This window comes from Corynebacterium sp. MSK122 (assembly GCF_030229435.2).
GTDB lineage: Bacteria > Actinomycetota > Actinomycetes > Mycobacteriales > Mycobacteriaceae > Corynebacterium > Corynebacterium marquesiae.
The window spans coordinates 23,107-39,247 of the sequence record NZ_JASPHV020000007.1; the positions used below are offsets into that span (position 1 = coordinate 23,107).

Here is a 16,141-nt window from a genome sequence, read left to right on the forward strand (position 1 = left end):
GGCATCGCTACTGCTTAGACCCTTTTCGCCAGGGGCCACCCACCTCCAGCAGTGGCACATCTCACAGCTAACGCCCATAGTGAACTAATCGAGGAGGAATTCCTTCCACCGTGGCCACTCCGTGTAGGTCTGGGCTTTCCCTGCCTGATAGTTCGCCCGCAGCTTGTGTACGTTGCGTTCGGTGGAGGCCACCTGCATATCTTCCGGGAAAAATAAATGCGCCTTCCCTTGGCGCTCCAACTCCAAAAGCCGATCTTTGGCTGCGTTATAGAGGGCGGGGCGGGCTATAAGGGCGTCGGCAATAGCGGGATACCTGCGGAAGATGCGGCGGACGAAGGCTGGGCGCGCAACCTCCGGGCGCACATACCCGCGCGGCTTAGTACCAATAAACAGAAACTTCTCGTATCCGGCCTCTTCTGCTTGCGCAATGGTAATGCCACCGGAAGAGCCCAAAGCACCGTCCACGTACGGCGCGCCGTCGATAAATCGCATCGGCATAATCAGCGGCAGCGTGGAGGAAGCGCGCACGCGCACGAAGAGATCTTCCGGGGTGTGGATGTCCTGGCGAGTCCAGTAAACAGACTCGCCGGTATCGGCGCGCGCTGCAGCAAGCACCATATCGGCCGGATGCTCGCAGTAGGACTGCCAATCAAAGGGCAAATCCCTGTCTGCTGCGCGCTCATAGATGTACTCGGCATTGAAATACCCGGTGCCACGCACCAGCGAACCCACGCCACCGAAGCTAGGGTTTTTAGCAAAGTCCGTAAAAGACTCTTCGGCGCGGCGGGCATCGCGCGACAAGTAATTAACGGTGTGCGATGCCCCGGCAGAGACGCCGCCTACCCAGCCAAAGTCCACGCCCTCTTCGATAAGTTTGACCATACAGGCGGCCGTATAGGAATTGCGCATGCCGCCGCCTTCAATAACGAGTGCGGTGTTGCTGGCGTCAATCATGGTGCCCCATACTACGCTGGGCCCAATGAAGCGCATTTTCCGGCAATTACTCGCGGACGAAGAAGGCACCTTCGATATCGAAACCGGCCAGCAGCCCCGCACCGGGTTCGCCTATAACCCCACCGGGAAGGCGCTGCTGCGGGTGCCGGAGCCTACCCCAACCGCGGTGAGCAAGGCCTTGGCCATAGCCAAAGAACACGGCGCGCGGTACCTCGGCACATGGCGCCAGCCCGATGGTCCGCTCGTCTTCCTCGCCACGGCCGTCACCCACGATGAGTCCGTGGCCCGCGAGCGCGTTGCCGCCACCGGCCAGCGTGCGTACTTCGACTTGGAGCGCTGCCGCACCATCACCGTGAGCGCTCACTAGACTGGGCTCCCATGGGATTAAAAGATGCACTTACCCGGCTGACCGGCACGCAGTCCCCGCGCTTGGCCCGCCCAGATTCCGCGGCGCTCGCTGCCCACGTTGACCGGCTGGAAATCCACACCGCAGGGCCACTTATCATCGTCGTTACTGACCAGCCCGGCGCCGAGGTACTGCGAGAGGTAGCCCGCGCCCGCGAGTCGGCTACGCTGGATTCCCCCACCTCGACGGTGCACTTTCCCGCCGTGAAAAAGGAAGCCCTGCCCATCAAAGATCCCCGGCGCGGCTGGGTCATTCCGCTTACGCCCGCGCTTGCCGACGCCCTCGTAGAAAACCTCCCCCACCCCGGCGACTACGAGCTTTCCCCCGCCCTAGCCGTGGTAGTGGAATAGTTTCCTTGAAAGGACTGACATGCTGCTTTTGCCCTGTGCCGGAAAGAAGCCTCGCATCCACCGCAGTGCGTGGATTGCACCCAATGCCACCATCATTGGCGATGTAGAAATCGGCCCGGATTCTTCCGTGTTTTATGGCAGTGTCCTGCGCGGCGACGTGGGCGCAATTCGCATTGGCGCTAGGTGCAATATCCAGGACAATTGCGTCTTCCACGTAGAAGAAGACACGCCGTGCGTACTAGAAGATGATGTCACGGTGGGACACATGGCGATGGTTCATGCCGCGCATGTGGAGGCCGGTTCCTTGGTGGGAATGTCCTCTTCGCTGCTCTCGCGCTGCACTATTGGCACCGGCTCGCTCATCGCGGCAGGCGCCGTGGTACTGGAAGGAACCACCATTGCGCCGCGGAGCTTGGCCGCCGGCGTGCCCGCCAGGGTGCGCCGCGAGCTCAGCCCGGAGGAATCACAGGCCTTCATTGCGCATGCTGCCCGCTACGTGGACTGCGCGCGCAGCCAATCCGATGTGGCGTTGAGCCTGGATGAGGTCACCTTTGATTAAAGGGAAAGCACGCCCATGAGGATGAGGAAGACCGCCACGAGGTAGCCACCGAAGAGCGCCACCTGGGTGCTATTGGCGCGCGCCGCGGCAAAAAGGCGGCCGGCGGCCGATTCGGGATGGGCGCGCACCACCGCAATAAAAAGGCCACAGATAGTGGGCAGGGACAAAGCCAGGCTGGCGTACCACACCAAGCCACCGTACTGAGCGGCCGGAGCGATGTCTTCGGTAGCCAGGTGCATGAGTCCGTAATAAAACGGCACCGAGGTCAACGATTGCACCACGCCCATAATGAAACCGATGATCGCAGTAAGCAGCGATGGGGTACGCAACGGCTCAAGTAGTCGATTTACTAAGGCATTGGGCTGTCCTTGAGAGCGCCACGCGCCGAACCCCACCGCGATGCCGACTGCGACAAGTACCCAGCCGGCAACAGGTGAGCTCAAAATAGCCTCGATCTGGTCTTTTACTCCCAGCAGCACAAACATCACCACGGCCGCCGCGGCGAGAACGCCAATCCAGTCTCCTACCACCACTAATGCGGCAATGCGTCGATACTTACCGCGGGGCAAGATGATGCCAATGGCCACGAGGATGCCAATGAGTAGCGCATTGACGGAATCCAGGAGGGCAAAACTAACGGCGTGAAGCATGCCGGTCAGTCTACCGCCCCATGCCGCCATCGCCGATACGCCCGAGGGCACAAGACCTATATCTCACGAGCGGCTTCCTTGGTCCACCGCACATGCCTTTGCACGCATTCCGCAATATTGCGTACACTGTGCAATGTTTCGCACGGGGTGCAAATTTCTCCCCGCGGATTCCATAGTCACTGTCACCCGCGCGCAGAACACTGCACGCATACTGCACAAGAAAGCACATTTTTATGTCTAAATTTCTCTACCGGCTAGGTAGCTGGTCCTACCGCAAGGTGTGGCCCTTCCTAGCCTTTTGGCTCATCGTCTTGGTGGCCATGGCGGGACTTACCGCCGGCTTTGCCAAGGCCCCCAACCCTAATTTCTCCATGCCAGAGATGGACTCCACCACCACCCAAGACAAGATGATGGAGCGATTCGGCCAAGATACCGATGCCATGAGTGCACCCGAAGGCACCGTGGTCATCCAAGCACCGGAGGGCAAAGACCTCACCGATAAACAGGTAGCTGGCAAGGTAGATGACCTCCTTAGTGAGCTCAAAGACACTGGCGCGCTCAAGGACCAGGACAAACTGGTCAGCCCGGTGATGGCTGCAGCCGGCATGGAAAAGCAAATGGGCGAAAAGATGAAAGCCCAGCACATGCCAGACGAGCAGATTAAGAAGAACCTGCAACAGCTCTCCCCTCTGAGCGAGGACAAAACTACCGGTACCGTCACTATTACCTTCGACGCCGACGAAGTCAGGGACATCCCAGAAGAGGACATGACCAAGGTCACGGACGTCCTCAACAAGTACGACGAGGGCGAGCTCACCGTGAAGTACCAGGGCAACGCCTTTAGCTCCGCGGGCCAAGAGATGGGCGGCAGCGCCGAGATTATCGGCCTCATCGTCGCCGCAATCGTGCTGCTGATTACCTTCGGTTCCTTCGTGGCCGCTGGCATGCCGTTGATTTCCGCCATCATTGGCGTGGGCATCGGCATCCTCGGCGTACAGGTATCCACGGTCTTTACGGATACCGTCTCCGATATGACCCCGACATTGGCCTCCATGATTGGCCTGGCCGTCGGCATCGATTACGCGCTGTTTATTGTCAACCGCTTCCGCAACGAGCTCATCACCTCCTCTGGTCTCAACGATCTTTCGCCAAAGGAACTGGCCCAAGAGCTCAAGAAGATGGATAAGGCCACCCGTGCCCACGCCATGGGCATGGCGCTGGGCACCGCGGGCGGTTCCGTTGTCTTCGCCGGCACCACCGTTGTCATCGCCTTGGCCGCGCTGACCATTATCGGCATTCCATTCCTGGGCACCATGGCCATCGCCGCCGCGGCAACAGTGATCATCGCCGTATTGGTTGCCAATACTTTCATTCCCGCCCTGCTGGGACTTTTGGGCACCAAGATCTTCGCCGGCCGCGTGCCTGGCCCCAAGGTTCCAGACCCAGAGGACGAAAAGCCCACCATGGGCCTGCGCTGGGTACGTCGCGTGCGTGCCCACCCGTGGCTGCACCTTATCGCGGGCGTCGTCTTGCTGGGCATCCTGGCCGTACCATTTGCCCAGCTGCGCCTGGCCATGCCTACCGATGGCACCGCAAAGCCCGGCACCCCGCAGCGCGAGGCCTATGAGATTACGGCAGACGCCTTTGGTCCTGGCCGCAATGCGCCGATGATCGCGTTCGTTGATGTGGCCGACGTTCCCGAGCAGGACCGCATGCCGGCCTTCCAAGATCTCCTGAAGGAGATCAACGGCAATGACGGCGTAGAAAACGCCCAGATCGTGCAGACCACCGAGAACGGTGATGCTGCGCAGATCATGATTACGCCCACCACCGGCGCGACCGACGAAGAGACCACGGAAACCCTTAACCAACTGCGCGATTACCAGGGTGAGTTTGAAAAGACCGGCGGTTCCTACGGCATTACCGGTATCACCCCGATCTTCGATGACATTTCTGAGCGCCTCAATAACGTGCTCATCCCATACGTAGCCATCGTGCTGGGCTTGGCCTTCATCGTCTTGATGCTGGTCTTCCGCTCCATCTGGGTACCGCTCATCGCCGCAGCCGGCTTCGCTTTGTCGATGGCCGCCACCTTCGGCATCACCGTCGCCATTTGGCAAGAAGGCATGTTCGGCATCGTCGACGACCCACAGCCGCTGCTTTCCTTCCTGCCCATCATGCTCATCGGCCTTACCTTCGGCCTAGCCATGGACTACCAGGTCTTCTTGGTGACCCGCATGCGTGAGGGATTTGTCAATGGCAAAACGGCTGGCAACGCCACCTCGAATGGCTTCAAACACGGCGCCCGCGTGGTCACGGCCGCAGCCCTCATTATGATTTCCGTCTTCGCCGCCTTCATCTTGATGGACGAGCCGTTCATTAAGACCATGGGCTTTGCGCTGGCTGCAGGCGTGCTTATCGACGCCTTCGTGGTCCGCATGATGATCATCCCCGCCACCATGTTTGTGCTGGATAAGAAGGCATGGAGGTTCCCGCGCTGGTTGGATAAGATCACGCCAAACATGGACATCGAAGGCGAGGCCTTGCACTCTGACCGCGAGGAACTCCTGCGCACCCAACGAGAAAAGGTAGGCGAGACACACCGTGGCTAGTCTGCGCGAAGAAAAGAAGCGAGCTACGCGTCAGGCCATGGCCGATGCGGCAGCGCGCCTCGTCCTCGACGGCGGCGCCGAAGCCGCCACGGTCTCCGGCATTACTGCGGCTGTCGGGGTCTCCCCGCGCACCTTTCACAACTACTTTTCCTCGGTGGCCGATGCCCTGCTGTACTTCACGGCTGACGTGTTGGAATCTTTCGCCGCGGATATCCCCTCCGTGTGCCCTGACAAAAGCGTTACCGCCGTCTTAGAGGCAGCGCTGCTCGAGTCCTTGGAAGACGAAGAAAAGGAGCTGCGGTCCCTCCATACGCTCTACCGCATTGGTGAGGCCCTGGATAGCCTCAGCCACACCTCCGAAGAAAGGCGGCGTTTCGAGCGCGTATCTGACACCATCATTTCCGCCTTCCAGCAGCGCGGAACTGATTACACGGACTATGAGCTAGGCGTTGTCCTCAATGCGTGCGCCGGCGGCAGCGTTGCATTCCGGCAGGAGCTGGACCGGCGCCAAGCTGCGGGTGAAAACGTCAGCCTGGCAGAGAAGAAGCTGGTAAAGAACACTTTTTCTGTCCTACGCACCTTGGACTAGGCGCTAGCGCGCTACACCATAGGTTCATTCACTGTTAACCCTGCACGGCTCAAATATACGGGCTATGCAGGGTAAAATTTTCCCTTAGCCTCAGCACGACTACTAGTTCTGGAGAATGACACAGTGAAGATCGCGATTCTTGGTGGCGATGGCTTTTGTGGATGGCCCGCTTCCCTATTCCTTTCGGATAAAGGCCACGAGGTCGCCATCGTTGATAACCTCTCCCGGCGCGCCATCGATGCGGAACTAGGCGCCGAATCCCTCACGCCCATCGCTTCCATTGATGAACGCCTAGCGGCGTGGAAAGAGATAAGTGGAAAAGATATTTCCTTCGCCAACATCGATATCGCCCAGGATTACGCCGGGTTCGTGGAGTTCCTCCGTTCCTTCGCTCCGGATGCCGTCGTGCATTTCGCGGAGCAGCGCGCCGCGCCCTACTCCATGAAAAATCCCACCACCAAGCGCTACACGGTGGATAACAACATCAATGCCACCCATAACCTTTTAGCTGCGGTTGTAGAAACCGGCCTCGATATTCACGTCGTTCACCTGGGCACCATGGGGGTCTACGGTTACGGCACCGCCGGTATGCAGATCCCGGAGGGCTACCTGGATATCAAGGTGTCCGTACCGGAACAAGGCGAAGTAGAAAAGTCCATCCTCTACCCTTCCAATCCAGGTTCGATTTACCGCATGACGAAGGTCCTGGACCAGCATCTTTTTGCCTATTACGCCAAAAATGATGACTGCGCATTACCGACCTGCATCAGGGCATTGTCTGGGGCACCCACACCGCCCAGACCCAGAAGGATGAACGCCTGATTAACCGCTTTGATTATGACGGCGACTACGGAACAGTTCTAAATCGCTTCTTCGTGCAGGCCGGCATCGGCTATCCGCTGACGGTACATGGAACCGGTGGCCAAACCCGCGCCTTCATCCACATTCAAGACATGGTGCGCTGCATCGAGCTCGCTCTGGAAAATCCACCATCGCGCGGTGACCGCGTGAAGATCCTCAACCAAATGACCCAAACCCACCGCGTGCGTGACCTGGCGGAGCTCATCGCTGATATCTCTGGCGCCGAAGTAGCCTATGTTCCCAATCCGCGCAAAGAGTCGGCTGAGAACGAGTTGCACGTATCCAATGACACTTTTCTGGGGCTCGGCCTTAATCCCACCACGCTGTCAGAAGGCCTACTCCACGAGGTCGAAGAGGTTGCCAAGAAGTACGCGGACCGCGTTGACCGCAGTAAGATTCCGGCCCAGTCTTTGTGGACCGCACAGCAGGCAGCGGGCGTTCCAGTCACCACGCAGCAGAAATAGACAGCGATTTGCCTACTATGCGCATTGCCATTGTCACCGAAGTTTTCTTGCCCAAGATTGATGGGGTGGTCACCCGCCTGACCAATACGCTGGACCAGCTCGCGGAGCTCGGCCATGAGGTACATATCTTTGCCACTGGCACTCCGCCAGAGACCTATGCGGGCTTTCCGGTTACCCGCATCCCCAGCCACTCACTGTGGGTCTATCCGGAAATTCACTTTGCATTACCAAGCCTCCGGTTCTTCCGCGCCCTCCGCGACTTTGATCCGGATGTCATTCATGCCGTCAATCCCATTTGGACCGCGGCACTCGGAGTTTTTGCCGCCGAGCTCGATGCCGTACCGCTGGTTGCGAACTTCCACACCAATGTGCCGGAATATACCGAGGCCCTTGGTATTGGTTGGCTCCGGCCGATTACGCAGAAGGCCACTACGTTTCTCCATAACCGCGCTGCTATCAATCTCTGTACCTCCGGCCCCATGGTGGATAAAGCTCGCGACATGGGCATCCATACCGTACGGCTGTGGCCTAAGGCCGTTGATACGCAGGCCTATCGCCCTGACAACTATGACGCCCAGATGCGCTCGCGGTTGACCGGTGGGCACCCAGAGGCGCCGTTAGTTACCTATATCGGCCGTATTTCGCACGAAAAGGATGTGGCGCGGCTCAATGAGATCATGCGCCAGGTGCGCACGCGCGTTCCGGCCGCGCGCCTCGCCCTTATTGGCGCCGGTCCCGCATTAGAGGAGTTGCGCGCCCAATTCGATTCCGCCACCACTGTGTTTACCGGCTATCTTTCTGGCGCCGAGCTGCAAGCGGCCTTCGCGGTCGGCGATGTATTTGCCTTCCCCTCCGCCACGGAAACGCTGGGTTTGGTTGCTTTAGAGTCCTTTGCTTCCGGGGTGCCGGTGGTCGGCACCAATGCCGGCGGCATCCCCTTTGTCATCGAGCATGGAAAGACCGGGCTGCTGGTAGATGAGGACGCCACGGATGAGCAGTGGGCAAGCGACCTGTGCTCATTGTTGGAGGATCCGCAGGCGCGCCAACGCATGGGGTGCGCCGCGCGCGAAGAAGCGGAGCGCTACTCATGGAAGGAATCGACCAAGGCTTTGGTAGCCGCCTATGAGTACGCCATCCGTCACCCGTATCATCGTGAGCAACCATGACTGCTTACCACTCCATTGAAAGCGCCGCGGCTGATGCCCGCTTTATCCGTGCCGGAATCAACGCTGCCTTTCGCGAACACATCGGGAAGGCGACCGACGTGGAATTCAATTTCCTCGGCCCCTCAGCTGGCGATAGCGAAGCAAGCTATGCCACCGACCAGCTCGTGGAGGTACGGGTAAGCTCCGCGCAGCACGTGGCAGATTTTCGTGGCGTGCGCCTAGCCGTCATCGCCGCAGGCGCGTGGCACTGGACTACCGCTGCGACCGAGCACTTTGCTGACCTTCCGCAGTCAGGTACTGCCAGCGCAGACGTCGACCGCATGGTTGCTTATGCCTCCCTCATCGTGGGCAACATGCCGGTGCTGCGCGCCCAGCAGGGCAAGCACGTGGCCATCGTTGCGGTAGATTTCCACCCCCACCTGGACTTTCGCCGGACCTTGCTGCACGGTCTCCAACACAGCAACGCGGAGATGGACGAGAAGGGGCCGGCCCTCGAACTTGCCCGCTACCTAGATATGGAGTCCACCGAGGAAGAGCCCTACCTGCATTTTTCTGATGGCACCACGGTGCGTTGTAAACAGCCAAGCCCCGAAGTGCACAAGATTTCCAGCATCACCCCGGGCTTAGCGGCCGCCCGAGTCTTGGAGGATGCTTTTTATTTAGGCACCGAAAGCCAGATGTTTTTCCAGGGAAATTTCCCAGGTGCCACGGTAGAACTCGATGTGGATAAGGCCACCGCCACGGTGTCCTATCGTGGCGGGCAGATGACGGCTAACGCGGTGCTTATCGCGACCATTTCGGACCAGGAATTCACGTGGGCTTGGGCGGATCCGCAGCTCAAGGACACCACGGCGGCGCGGTTGGCGGAAAACCTAGCGCGCTTTGGCATCGACGAGACCGTGCCCGAACTGGTGCGCCCGCACCTTCCGCTTCAGCTGGCGCGCGAGCACCAGCTACCGCACCTAGCTTTGCCCATTTTGGGGATCTGGACTCTGGCGGGCACTACGCTTGCCGACGCCCGCGTGGGCCTCGTCCTCCTCGATGCCCCACAGCTGCACCTCCCGGAGCCGACCCCAGCCGCCACCGAAGCAACTTTGGCGGTGCCCCCTCCCTCATGGATCAACGCCGATCGCGCCCGCGCCGCCTATGGATCATTTCGCGGGGTGGAGGTGTAGGGCGCTGCGGAGGGCGTCCACGTCGACGTCGGAAAGCGCGGCAGGCTCAAATGCTGCATCGTTGGTTTTATCCACCAAGACCGCTCGCACGCCCTCGGCAAAGTCCCCACGCCGGTACATATAGGCGCCCAAGTTGGTCTCCATATCTAGGGCCTCGCGGATGCTGCTGCACTCCTGCTCGGCGTGGAATAGCTCCATGGCCGCCACGATGGAGGTCGGGCACGCCTGCGCGGTCAGCTTGTCTACCTGTTGTTTAAGCTCTGGGTACTTTTCCAGGGCCGCGGTGATGTCTTGCCAGGTGTCGTGGGAAAAGGCGTCCTCGATGGCGTCGATAAGCTCGGCCAAGGGGGCCTCGCCGCTAGGTGCGGTGGCGTGCTGGGCTAGCGCGGTGGCTAGTCCATGTTCGATAACCGCACTTGCAAAGGCCTCGCCGTCCGCGACATAGTGGGTGGCCAGCCCGCTCCACAGAAGGTCTGCGGCATACATGCGGTAGCCGGTGATCCCCCAGAACTTCGCCAGCTCGGCCGAGGCCTTGCCGCGCGTTCCCACCGCACGCTGGGCGGCATAGGCCATGCCCACGTCGGTGACATAGCCAATATTCATCTCTGGCATGGAGGCAAAGGTTTTCTCCGTAACCACGCGGTGGGACCCATGGGCGGAAATGCCCAGACCGCCGCCCATAGCGATGCCATCGATGAGCGCCACGATGGGCTTGGGATACTCCGCGATATCACCGTTCAACGTGTATTCGGTGGCGAAGAAGGCATCCACCTCATCCACTTTGCCTTCCTTGACCGCATCGCGGGCATAGCGAACATCGCCGCCGGCGCAATATGCCTTGGGGCTAGTCGAGGTAAACAGCACCTGTTCCACCTCATCGTTGGCGCGCCACTGCGCCAGCGACTCCGCAATGAGGTGGATCATTTCCGGGGTGAGGGAATTGAGAGCCTTGGGGCGGTTGAGTTCAATGACTCCGGTATGGTTACGGATTGAGGAAACGATAGGTGCAGCAGTAGTCATAGCCCCTAGTGTGACACAGAACGCATACACCTATCCACCATCAGCCAATTCACAGATAGGTTCGGAATTTTGCTCCCACAGCTCATCGCCCTGGATATGGACGGCACCCTACTGGACGGCAACGGCCAGCTTCCACCAGATTTCGCCGCGATCAGCACCCGTGCCCACCAGCTCGGCGTCACCCTAGTACCCGCCTCGGGCCGCCAGCTCGCCACCCTGCAAGAGATGTTTCCGCACGAGGACACCTTTATCGCAGAAAATGGCTCCGTGGTCGTCCATGATAATCGCGTCATCAGCGCCACTACCCTGCCCGGCACAGCCGTGCGTGCCGCCATGGCCGCACTCCAGTCTGTCGAAACCCCGCATACGGTAGTGCTATGCACGCCGGATACCGCCTATGTACACAAAGGCGCCGACGAGCAGGCCCGCGCTGAGATTGCCAAGTATTACAGGTCAGTGGAATGGGTAGATGACCTCGATGCGCTACTGGATGCGGACATCATCAAAATCGCCGCTTACTGCGCCGACGGCAGCGAAAAGCATCTACACCAGCCCCTTCTTGCGGCCGTACCGGAACACAATATCGCCATCTCTGGCGCCGTATGGCTCGATGTCATGGCTGCTGGCGTCAATAAGGGCGTAGCGCTACAGACCATGGCGGAGCTCCTCTCGGTTCCCATGCCTCGTACCGCCGCTTTTGGCGATTTCCTCAATGACTACGAGCTCCTCCGCGAGGCAGGCACCGCGATCGCAATGGAAAATGCGCACCCAAAGTTGAAGGAAATCGCCGATCGCATTGCCCCACCCAATACCGAATATGGAGTCATGACAGTTCTGCGTCAGCTTTTTGACAGCGAAGAGTCGTAGACTCGAATTTTCGCCTCCGCCCCGCGCGCCGCACCGTTACGCCCCCGCATGGGGAGAAGTGCTGGTGCGCAGGCTAAAATAGTCCGCTTAGAAAATATACGTAGTGCTTTGGGAGTTTTTGTGAAGCAAATTTTGCGCTCACTGCTGGGGAAGAAGAAACCTGGGCGTTCGAATGAACCACGCACACCGGTCTATCAGCCAGTACAGCCCAAAGCTGGCTCTACCAGTGCGCCCCAAACCCCTAATAAAAAGGATTCTGCGCCCCAGAAACCGGCCAACACCGAATCCACCACGGGTGCGCAATCCACCGAGCCGAAGGGCAAGCCCCAGGACCGCACCGCTAAGGACGGCGAGTCTAAGAACCAGGCTAAGCAGGCACCCGCGCGCAAGCCCACTCCGACGAAGCCTGCACAGGCTTCCGAATCCAAGTCTGCTGCTGCGAAACCGAAAGATGCAAAGCCTGCCGCCAAGCCCGCGGCTAAGGACACCACTCGCCCCAGCACCGAAAAGTCACAGGCGCACAAGGCCACTTCCGCAAAACCGCAGCAGCCTAAGTCCACCTCGCCATCGCCTGCAGCCAAGGCACCGAAGGCCAAGCCTGCAGCCCAAAAATCTGCTGCCAAGCCATCCACCGCACAAGAAACCAAGGCAGAATCCTCTCCCAAAGCAGCTGTTAAAAAGCAACAAGATTCGCCCGCTCAAGACAAGAAGCCACAGCGCAAAGCGCACGAACCGGTTCAACGACCGCGCCGCGGCGCAAGCTTTAGCACCACCCCCTCTAAGAACTCCCCAAAGAGCACTTCGACCCGCAGTGCTTCCCCGAAGCCGGCCGCAAAGCCTGTCACCCAACCCTCTCAGAAAGGCGCGGTAAAGCCCGCACAGCAGGCTCGCCCCAGCGCCGAGAAACCGAAGCAGGCACCCAAGCCTTCCTCTTCTTCCAGCGCGAAGAAGGCTTCCCCGCAACCGGCAAAGCCGCAGAAATCCCAGCCGGCTAAATCCAAGCCGGCCACCGGCCAGCAGCAAGCGCAAAAGCCACGCTCCCCCAAGCAGGTCCCGGCAAACTCGGCAAAAGAGCAACTACAGCCGCAACCAACGCCGATGAAGAATGCGCAGCCGTCGAAGCCCTCGCAACCTTCCAAAGGCCAAGGATCAGCGCGTACTCCCGGCGCTGCAAAGCAAAAGGCTGCTCCACCGGCCTCGGCCCCTAGCGCTCCAGCGCCAAAGAAGGGCACCACTACCCCCAAGCCGAAGGTAGCTGCGCCAAAGACTGCATCTGATCCTTCTCAGCAGAAGGCTGGGGCGGCGCAAAACCAGACTGCCCACAATGGAAACAAGGTAGTCCAGCCGAAATCGCAGCAAGGCGCACCCTCTAAGGGCAACCTGCCCACGCAACAGGCGAAAAAGCAACAGCCGCAGCCGAAGGCAAAGGAGACGACGCCTCAAGACAACGCCAAGAAGGTAACCAAGCGCCGCCCGCAGGTTAAGCCCTCCGATATCAGTCGCGGATTGGCTCGCAAATCGCAGCAGGTGGGCACTCCTACCCCAGCTCAGCAAAAACCGTCGCGAGCTGCCCAAAAGCCCAAGGCAAAGCAACAGCCTGATTCGCCCCAGCCGAAGAAGGCCGAGCCTCAAACCGCTCCGAAGATGGCGCCTACAAAGACCGACAAGTCCGCTGCGACAGGCACTGTAGCAGCTGGAGCGGGTACGGCCGCTGCCGCTGTCGCCGCTGAGAAAAAGCGAGACAAGGCACAGCCGTCGAAGAAGCAGCATCCAGCGCTTGAAAAGCCACAGGCAAAGGCGGCACCGCGCCAGCCACAACAAGCTGCGCAGAAGCCAGCATCACAGCAGGCCTCGGCCACGCAGGTAGATACTAAGTCTAAGTATCCGCTACAAAAGCAGGCCAAGGATCCTGAAGCACTGGCTACGCCGCCGGAGAGCAAGGTCGTTAAAAAGAAGCGCCACGCCCGCCTGCGCCAGGTCAAGGGGCTGGATGGACTGCGCGGCCTCGCGGTTATTGCCGTGGTGTTGTACCACTTCTTCCCTTCCCTTCTTCCCGGTGGTTACTTGGGCGTTGACCTCTTCTTCGTCCTCTCCGGATTCCTCATCACCTCGTTGCTGGTGCGCGAATTCCGTACCTTCGGCACAATCAGCTTGAAGGACTTCTGGGTGCGCCGATTCCGGCGCATCCTCCCAGCCGCAGTATCCGTCCTAGTCATGTGTACCGCTTTGGTGGCATGGATAGGCGGGGACCTAGCGGTCGGCTTGCGCCAGCAGTTCTTAGGCACCCTATTCTTTGTCAACAACTGGACGCAGATCGCCACCTCCCAGTCCTACTTTGCGGACAATGAGATTCAGGTCTTTGCCCACTATTGGTCGTTGGCTGTGGAGGAGCAGTTCTATGTCATCTGGCCACTTCTTATCACTGGCGTTTTCCTGATTTCTCGCCGCAAGCCGCGCCGGCTTCCCATCTTCGTAGCCACAGTCTTAGCTATCGGTTCCGCCGTGGCCATGGCACTCATTTACGTGCCGGGTGAAGACCCGACGCGCGTCTACTACGGCACTGATACCCATGCTTTTGGCCTGCTCACTGGCGCCGTGCTGTCTTTGCTAATGACCTCCACCAAGTCCGACCCACAGGCGGACTCGTGGGCAGCGGCAGGCAAAGCCGAATCGCGCATCGCCGGAATCATTGGCACTTTGGCGCTCATCGGCTACGGTGCCCAGCTATTCCTCATGCCGGATGACGCGGAGATCACCTACCGGGGTGGACTCTTCCTCACTAGCGTGCTTGGTGTCCTGATGGTGTGGGGCGTGGTTCGCGAACACGGCCCGATGACCCCGCTCTTTAGGACCAAGGTCATGCGCTGGTTTGGCCAGCGCTCCTTCTCGCTGTATCTCTGGCACTGGCCGGTCATCATGATGCTCAAGGCGCTTTTCGAGGGCAACCAGAACTCCGATAAATCGTGGATCCTAGGCCTTGTAGCCGTGCCGATCTCGCTGCTTCTGTCCGAGATTTCCTATCAGTTCATTGAGAATCCTTTCCGCCGCGGCGGCTATAAGAAGACGTGGAAGACCTACTGGTCCTCCCGTCCAGGGTTTAGCGAATTGCGCGATGGCTTTGGCAAGACCATGTGGCCGGTAGTCCCATTCCTGGTCATTGCCTCTGTAGCCGGCGTAGTCTACGGCGTTGTTAATTCCAGCGATAAGACCGAGTTAGAGCAGCAGCTGGAGCAGCTCCAGCAGCAGAACCAGAGCAGCAACAATGCCCCGGCGCAGCCGAATGATGCTGCCCCACAGCCGCCTGCTGAGGACAACGACGATAAGGCTGCCGCGAAGGATAAGAAGACCCGCCCGATGCCGCAGGGCAAAGACATCACCGCTGTCGGCGACTCAGTGATGCTGGCTGCTAGCGGCGCCCTCAAGCAACGCTTCCCGCAGATTTACGTCGATGCAGATGTATCCCGCCACTACACTGCGGGTATCCAGATTCTGCAGCAGCTCAAGGATTCCGGCCAGCTGCGCGATACCGTCTTCCTCGGGTTTGGCACTAACGGTCCTGCCTTCCCGGACCAGATCAAGGAAGCGCTGGATATCATCGGCGAAGACCACACCGTTGTCATGGCTGTTCCCTATGGCGACCGCGAATGGATGGCCCAATCCCAACAAGATGTCCTCGACGCAGCCAAGGAATACGACAACGTATATATTGCTGACTGGTGCGGACATGCACAGAGCAACCCGGAGATCCTCTACTCCGATGGCGTCCACCCGATGCCGGAACGCACCGGCGAGTACTCGGATGCCTTCTACGATGCTCTAAAGCAGTATTCAACTGGCGACAAAACTGTATCCTCTCAGTGCGTGCCGCAGTAAAGCACAGACCGGCGCGGGGCGGGGCATCGGAAAGCGCCTAGCTCCCTCCCCTCCCGCTCTTCGCGCTCACCGGAAGGTGTGCTCCGCTAGCAGCAGCATCCGCTGTGAGCGCGAAGGACGCTGGTGCACCTAAGCATAGAAAAAGCTCGCCCTCTACATCACGGTAGAGGGCGAGCTTTATTCGTTGGGATTAATCGACGGAGAATTCGCCCATCTTGTCCCAACCGGTGCGGCCTTCGATGTGAACGTTAATGATGTCTGGGGTTTCCACGAGGTACTTCGGGAATTCCTCGCAGGAGCGCTGGAAGTGCTCACTCTGGACGTGCTCTACGTCCTTACCGTCTGCGTAAGACTCCAGCAGCAAGAAGCGCTGGCGATCTTCTGGATCGCGGAACCACTTGAAGTCGATGCAGCCCGGCTCTGCATTGCAGGCCTCGGTGTACCAATTGATTTCATCGAGGAAGGTCTCTGCGTATTCGGGCTTGACGTGGAACTGTACGTTGATCAAAATCATGCCCCGATTCTACCGGCACCTTGCAGCTTCTTCATCGTCACAGTTGGAGGCCACGAATGCGGTGAAATCGGGGCTAGTGGA

General features: G+C 59.5%; 13 protein-coding genes and 1 pseudogene. 10 read left to right on the forward strand and 4 right to left on the reverse strand.

From position 1 onward, the window contains the following. Positions 1-84: 84 nt before the first annotated feature. Positions 85-954 carry a patatin-like phospholipase family protein gene (locus QP934_RS04405; protein ID WP_239277802.1) on the reverse strand — a complete coding sequence of 290 codons (870 nt, stop codon included), beginning with the start codon at positions 952-954 and terminating at the stop codon, positions 85-87. 25 nt (positions 955-979) lie between these two features. Between QP934_RS04405 and QP934_RS04410 the strand changes: the two genes are divergently transcribed. Genes QP934_RS04410 through QP934_RS04420 form a run of 3 tightly spaced genes read left to right on the forward strand, consistent with a single transcriptional unit; the run spans position 980 to position 2,269 of the window. Then, on the forward strand, positions 980-1,321 hold the full coding sequence (locus tag QP934_RS04410; RefSeq protein ID WP_419126897.1) for a hypothetical protein: 342 nt from the start codon (positions 980-982) through the stop codon (positions 1,319-1,321). An 11-nt stretch (positions 1,322-1,332) separates the two neighbouring features. Further along, positions 1,333-1,710 carry a hypothetical protein gene (locus tag QP934_RS04415; RefSeq protein ID WP_419126898.1) on the forward strand — a complete coding sequence of 126 codons (378 nt, stop codon included), beginning with the start codon at positions 1,333-1,335 and terminating at the stop codon, positions 1,708-1,710. Between the two features lie 19 nt (positions 1,711-1,729). Next, positions 1,730-2,269 (forward strand): gamma carbonic anhydrase family protein, encoded by a 540-nt coding sequence (locus QP934_RS04420; RefSeq protein WP_419126899.1) that lies wholly within the window; start codon positions 1,730-1,732, stop codon positions 2,267-2,269. On the opposite strand, the gene QP934_RS04425 is transcribed toward QP934_RS04420, so the two are convergent. Further along, on the reverse strand, positions 2,266-2,919 hold the full coding sequence (locus tag QP934_RS04425) for a hypothetical protein (RefSeq protein ID WP_419126900.1): 654 nt from the start codon (positions 2,917-2,919) through the stop codon (positions 2,266-2,268). The genes QP934_RS04420 and QP934_RS04425 overlap by 4 nt on opposite strands. Before the next feature lie 233 nt (positions 2,920-3,152). Here QP934_RS04425 and QP934_RS04430 point away from each other — a divergent pair, with 233 nt between their 5' ends. The 5 genes and pseudogenes from QP934_RS04430 (at position 3,153) to QP934_RS04450 (ending at position 9,786) form a co-directional block, all read left to right on the forward strand. Next, a complete protein-coding gene (locus tag QP934_RS04430) occupies positions 3,153-5,531 on the forward strand; it encodes an MMPL family transporter (RefSeq protein ID WP_419126901.1) in 2,379 nt (792 codons plus the stop codon). After that, entirely contained in the window at positions 5,524-6,120 is a 597-nt protein-coding gene (locus QP934_RS04435; RefSeq protein WP_419126902.1) for a TetR/AcrR family transcriptional regulator, read from the forward strand. Before QP934_RS04430 ends, QP934_RS04435 begins: the two co-directional genes overlap by 8 nt. Before the next feature lie 123 nt (positions 6,121-6,243). Then, positions 6,244-7,445: pseudogene (locus tag QP934_RS04440) on the forward strand (NAD-dependent epimerase/dehydratase family protein). Between the two features lie 17 nt (positions 7,446-7,462). Next, complete coding sequence (locus QP934_RS04445) at positions 7,463-8,611, forward strand: glycosyltransferase family 4 protein (protein WP_419126903.1); 1,149 nt, start codon at positions 7,463-7,465, stop codon at positions 8,609-8,611. Then, complete coding sequence (locus QP934_RS04450) at positions 8,608-9,786, forward strand: DUF6882 domain-containing protein (RefSeq protein ID WP_419126904.1); 1,179 nt, start codon at positions 8,608-8,610, stop codon at positions 9,784-9,786. The genes QP934_RS04445 and QP934_RS04450 overlap by 4 nt, the downstream gene beginning before the upstream one ends. Here the strand turns inward: QP934_RS04450 and QP934_RS04455 are convergent. Beyond that, complete coding sequence (locus tag QP934_RS04455; RefSeq protein WP_419126905.1) at positions 9,763-10,806, reverse strand: enoyl-CoA hydratase/isomerase family protein; 1,044 nt, start codon at positions 10,804-10,806, stop codon at positions 9,763-9,765. The genes QP934_RS04450 and QP934_RS04455 overlap by 24 nt on opposite strands. Before the next feature lie 24 nt (positions 10,807-10,830). Between QP934_RS04455 and QP934_RS04460 the strand changes: the two genes are divergently transcribed. Both QP934_RS04460 and QP934_RS04465 read left to right on the forward strand, forming a co-directional pair. Further along, on the forward strand, positions 10,831-11,673 hold the full coding sequence (locus tag QP934_RS04460; RefSeq protein WP_284786517.1) for an HAD family hydrolase: 843 nt from the start codon (positions 10,831-10,833) through the stop codon (positions 11,671-11,673). A gap of 120 nt (positions 11,674-11,793) precedes the next feature. Next, a complete protein-coding gene (locus tag QP934_RS04465) occupies positions 11,794-15,546 on the forward strand; it encodes an acyltransferase family protein (protein WP_419126906.1) in 3,753 nt (1,250 codons plus the stop codon). A 190-nt stretch (positions 15,547-15,736) separates the two neighbouring features. On the opposite strand, the gene QP934_RS04470 is transcribed toward QP934_RS04465, so the two are convergent. After that, entirely contained in the window at positions 15,737-16,060 is a 324-nt protein-coding gene (locus QP934_RS04470) for a putative quinol monooxygenase (RefSeq protein ID WP_005323747.1), read from the reverse strand. Between the last annotated feature and the right edge of the window lie 81 nt (positions 16,061-16,141).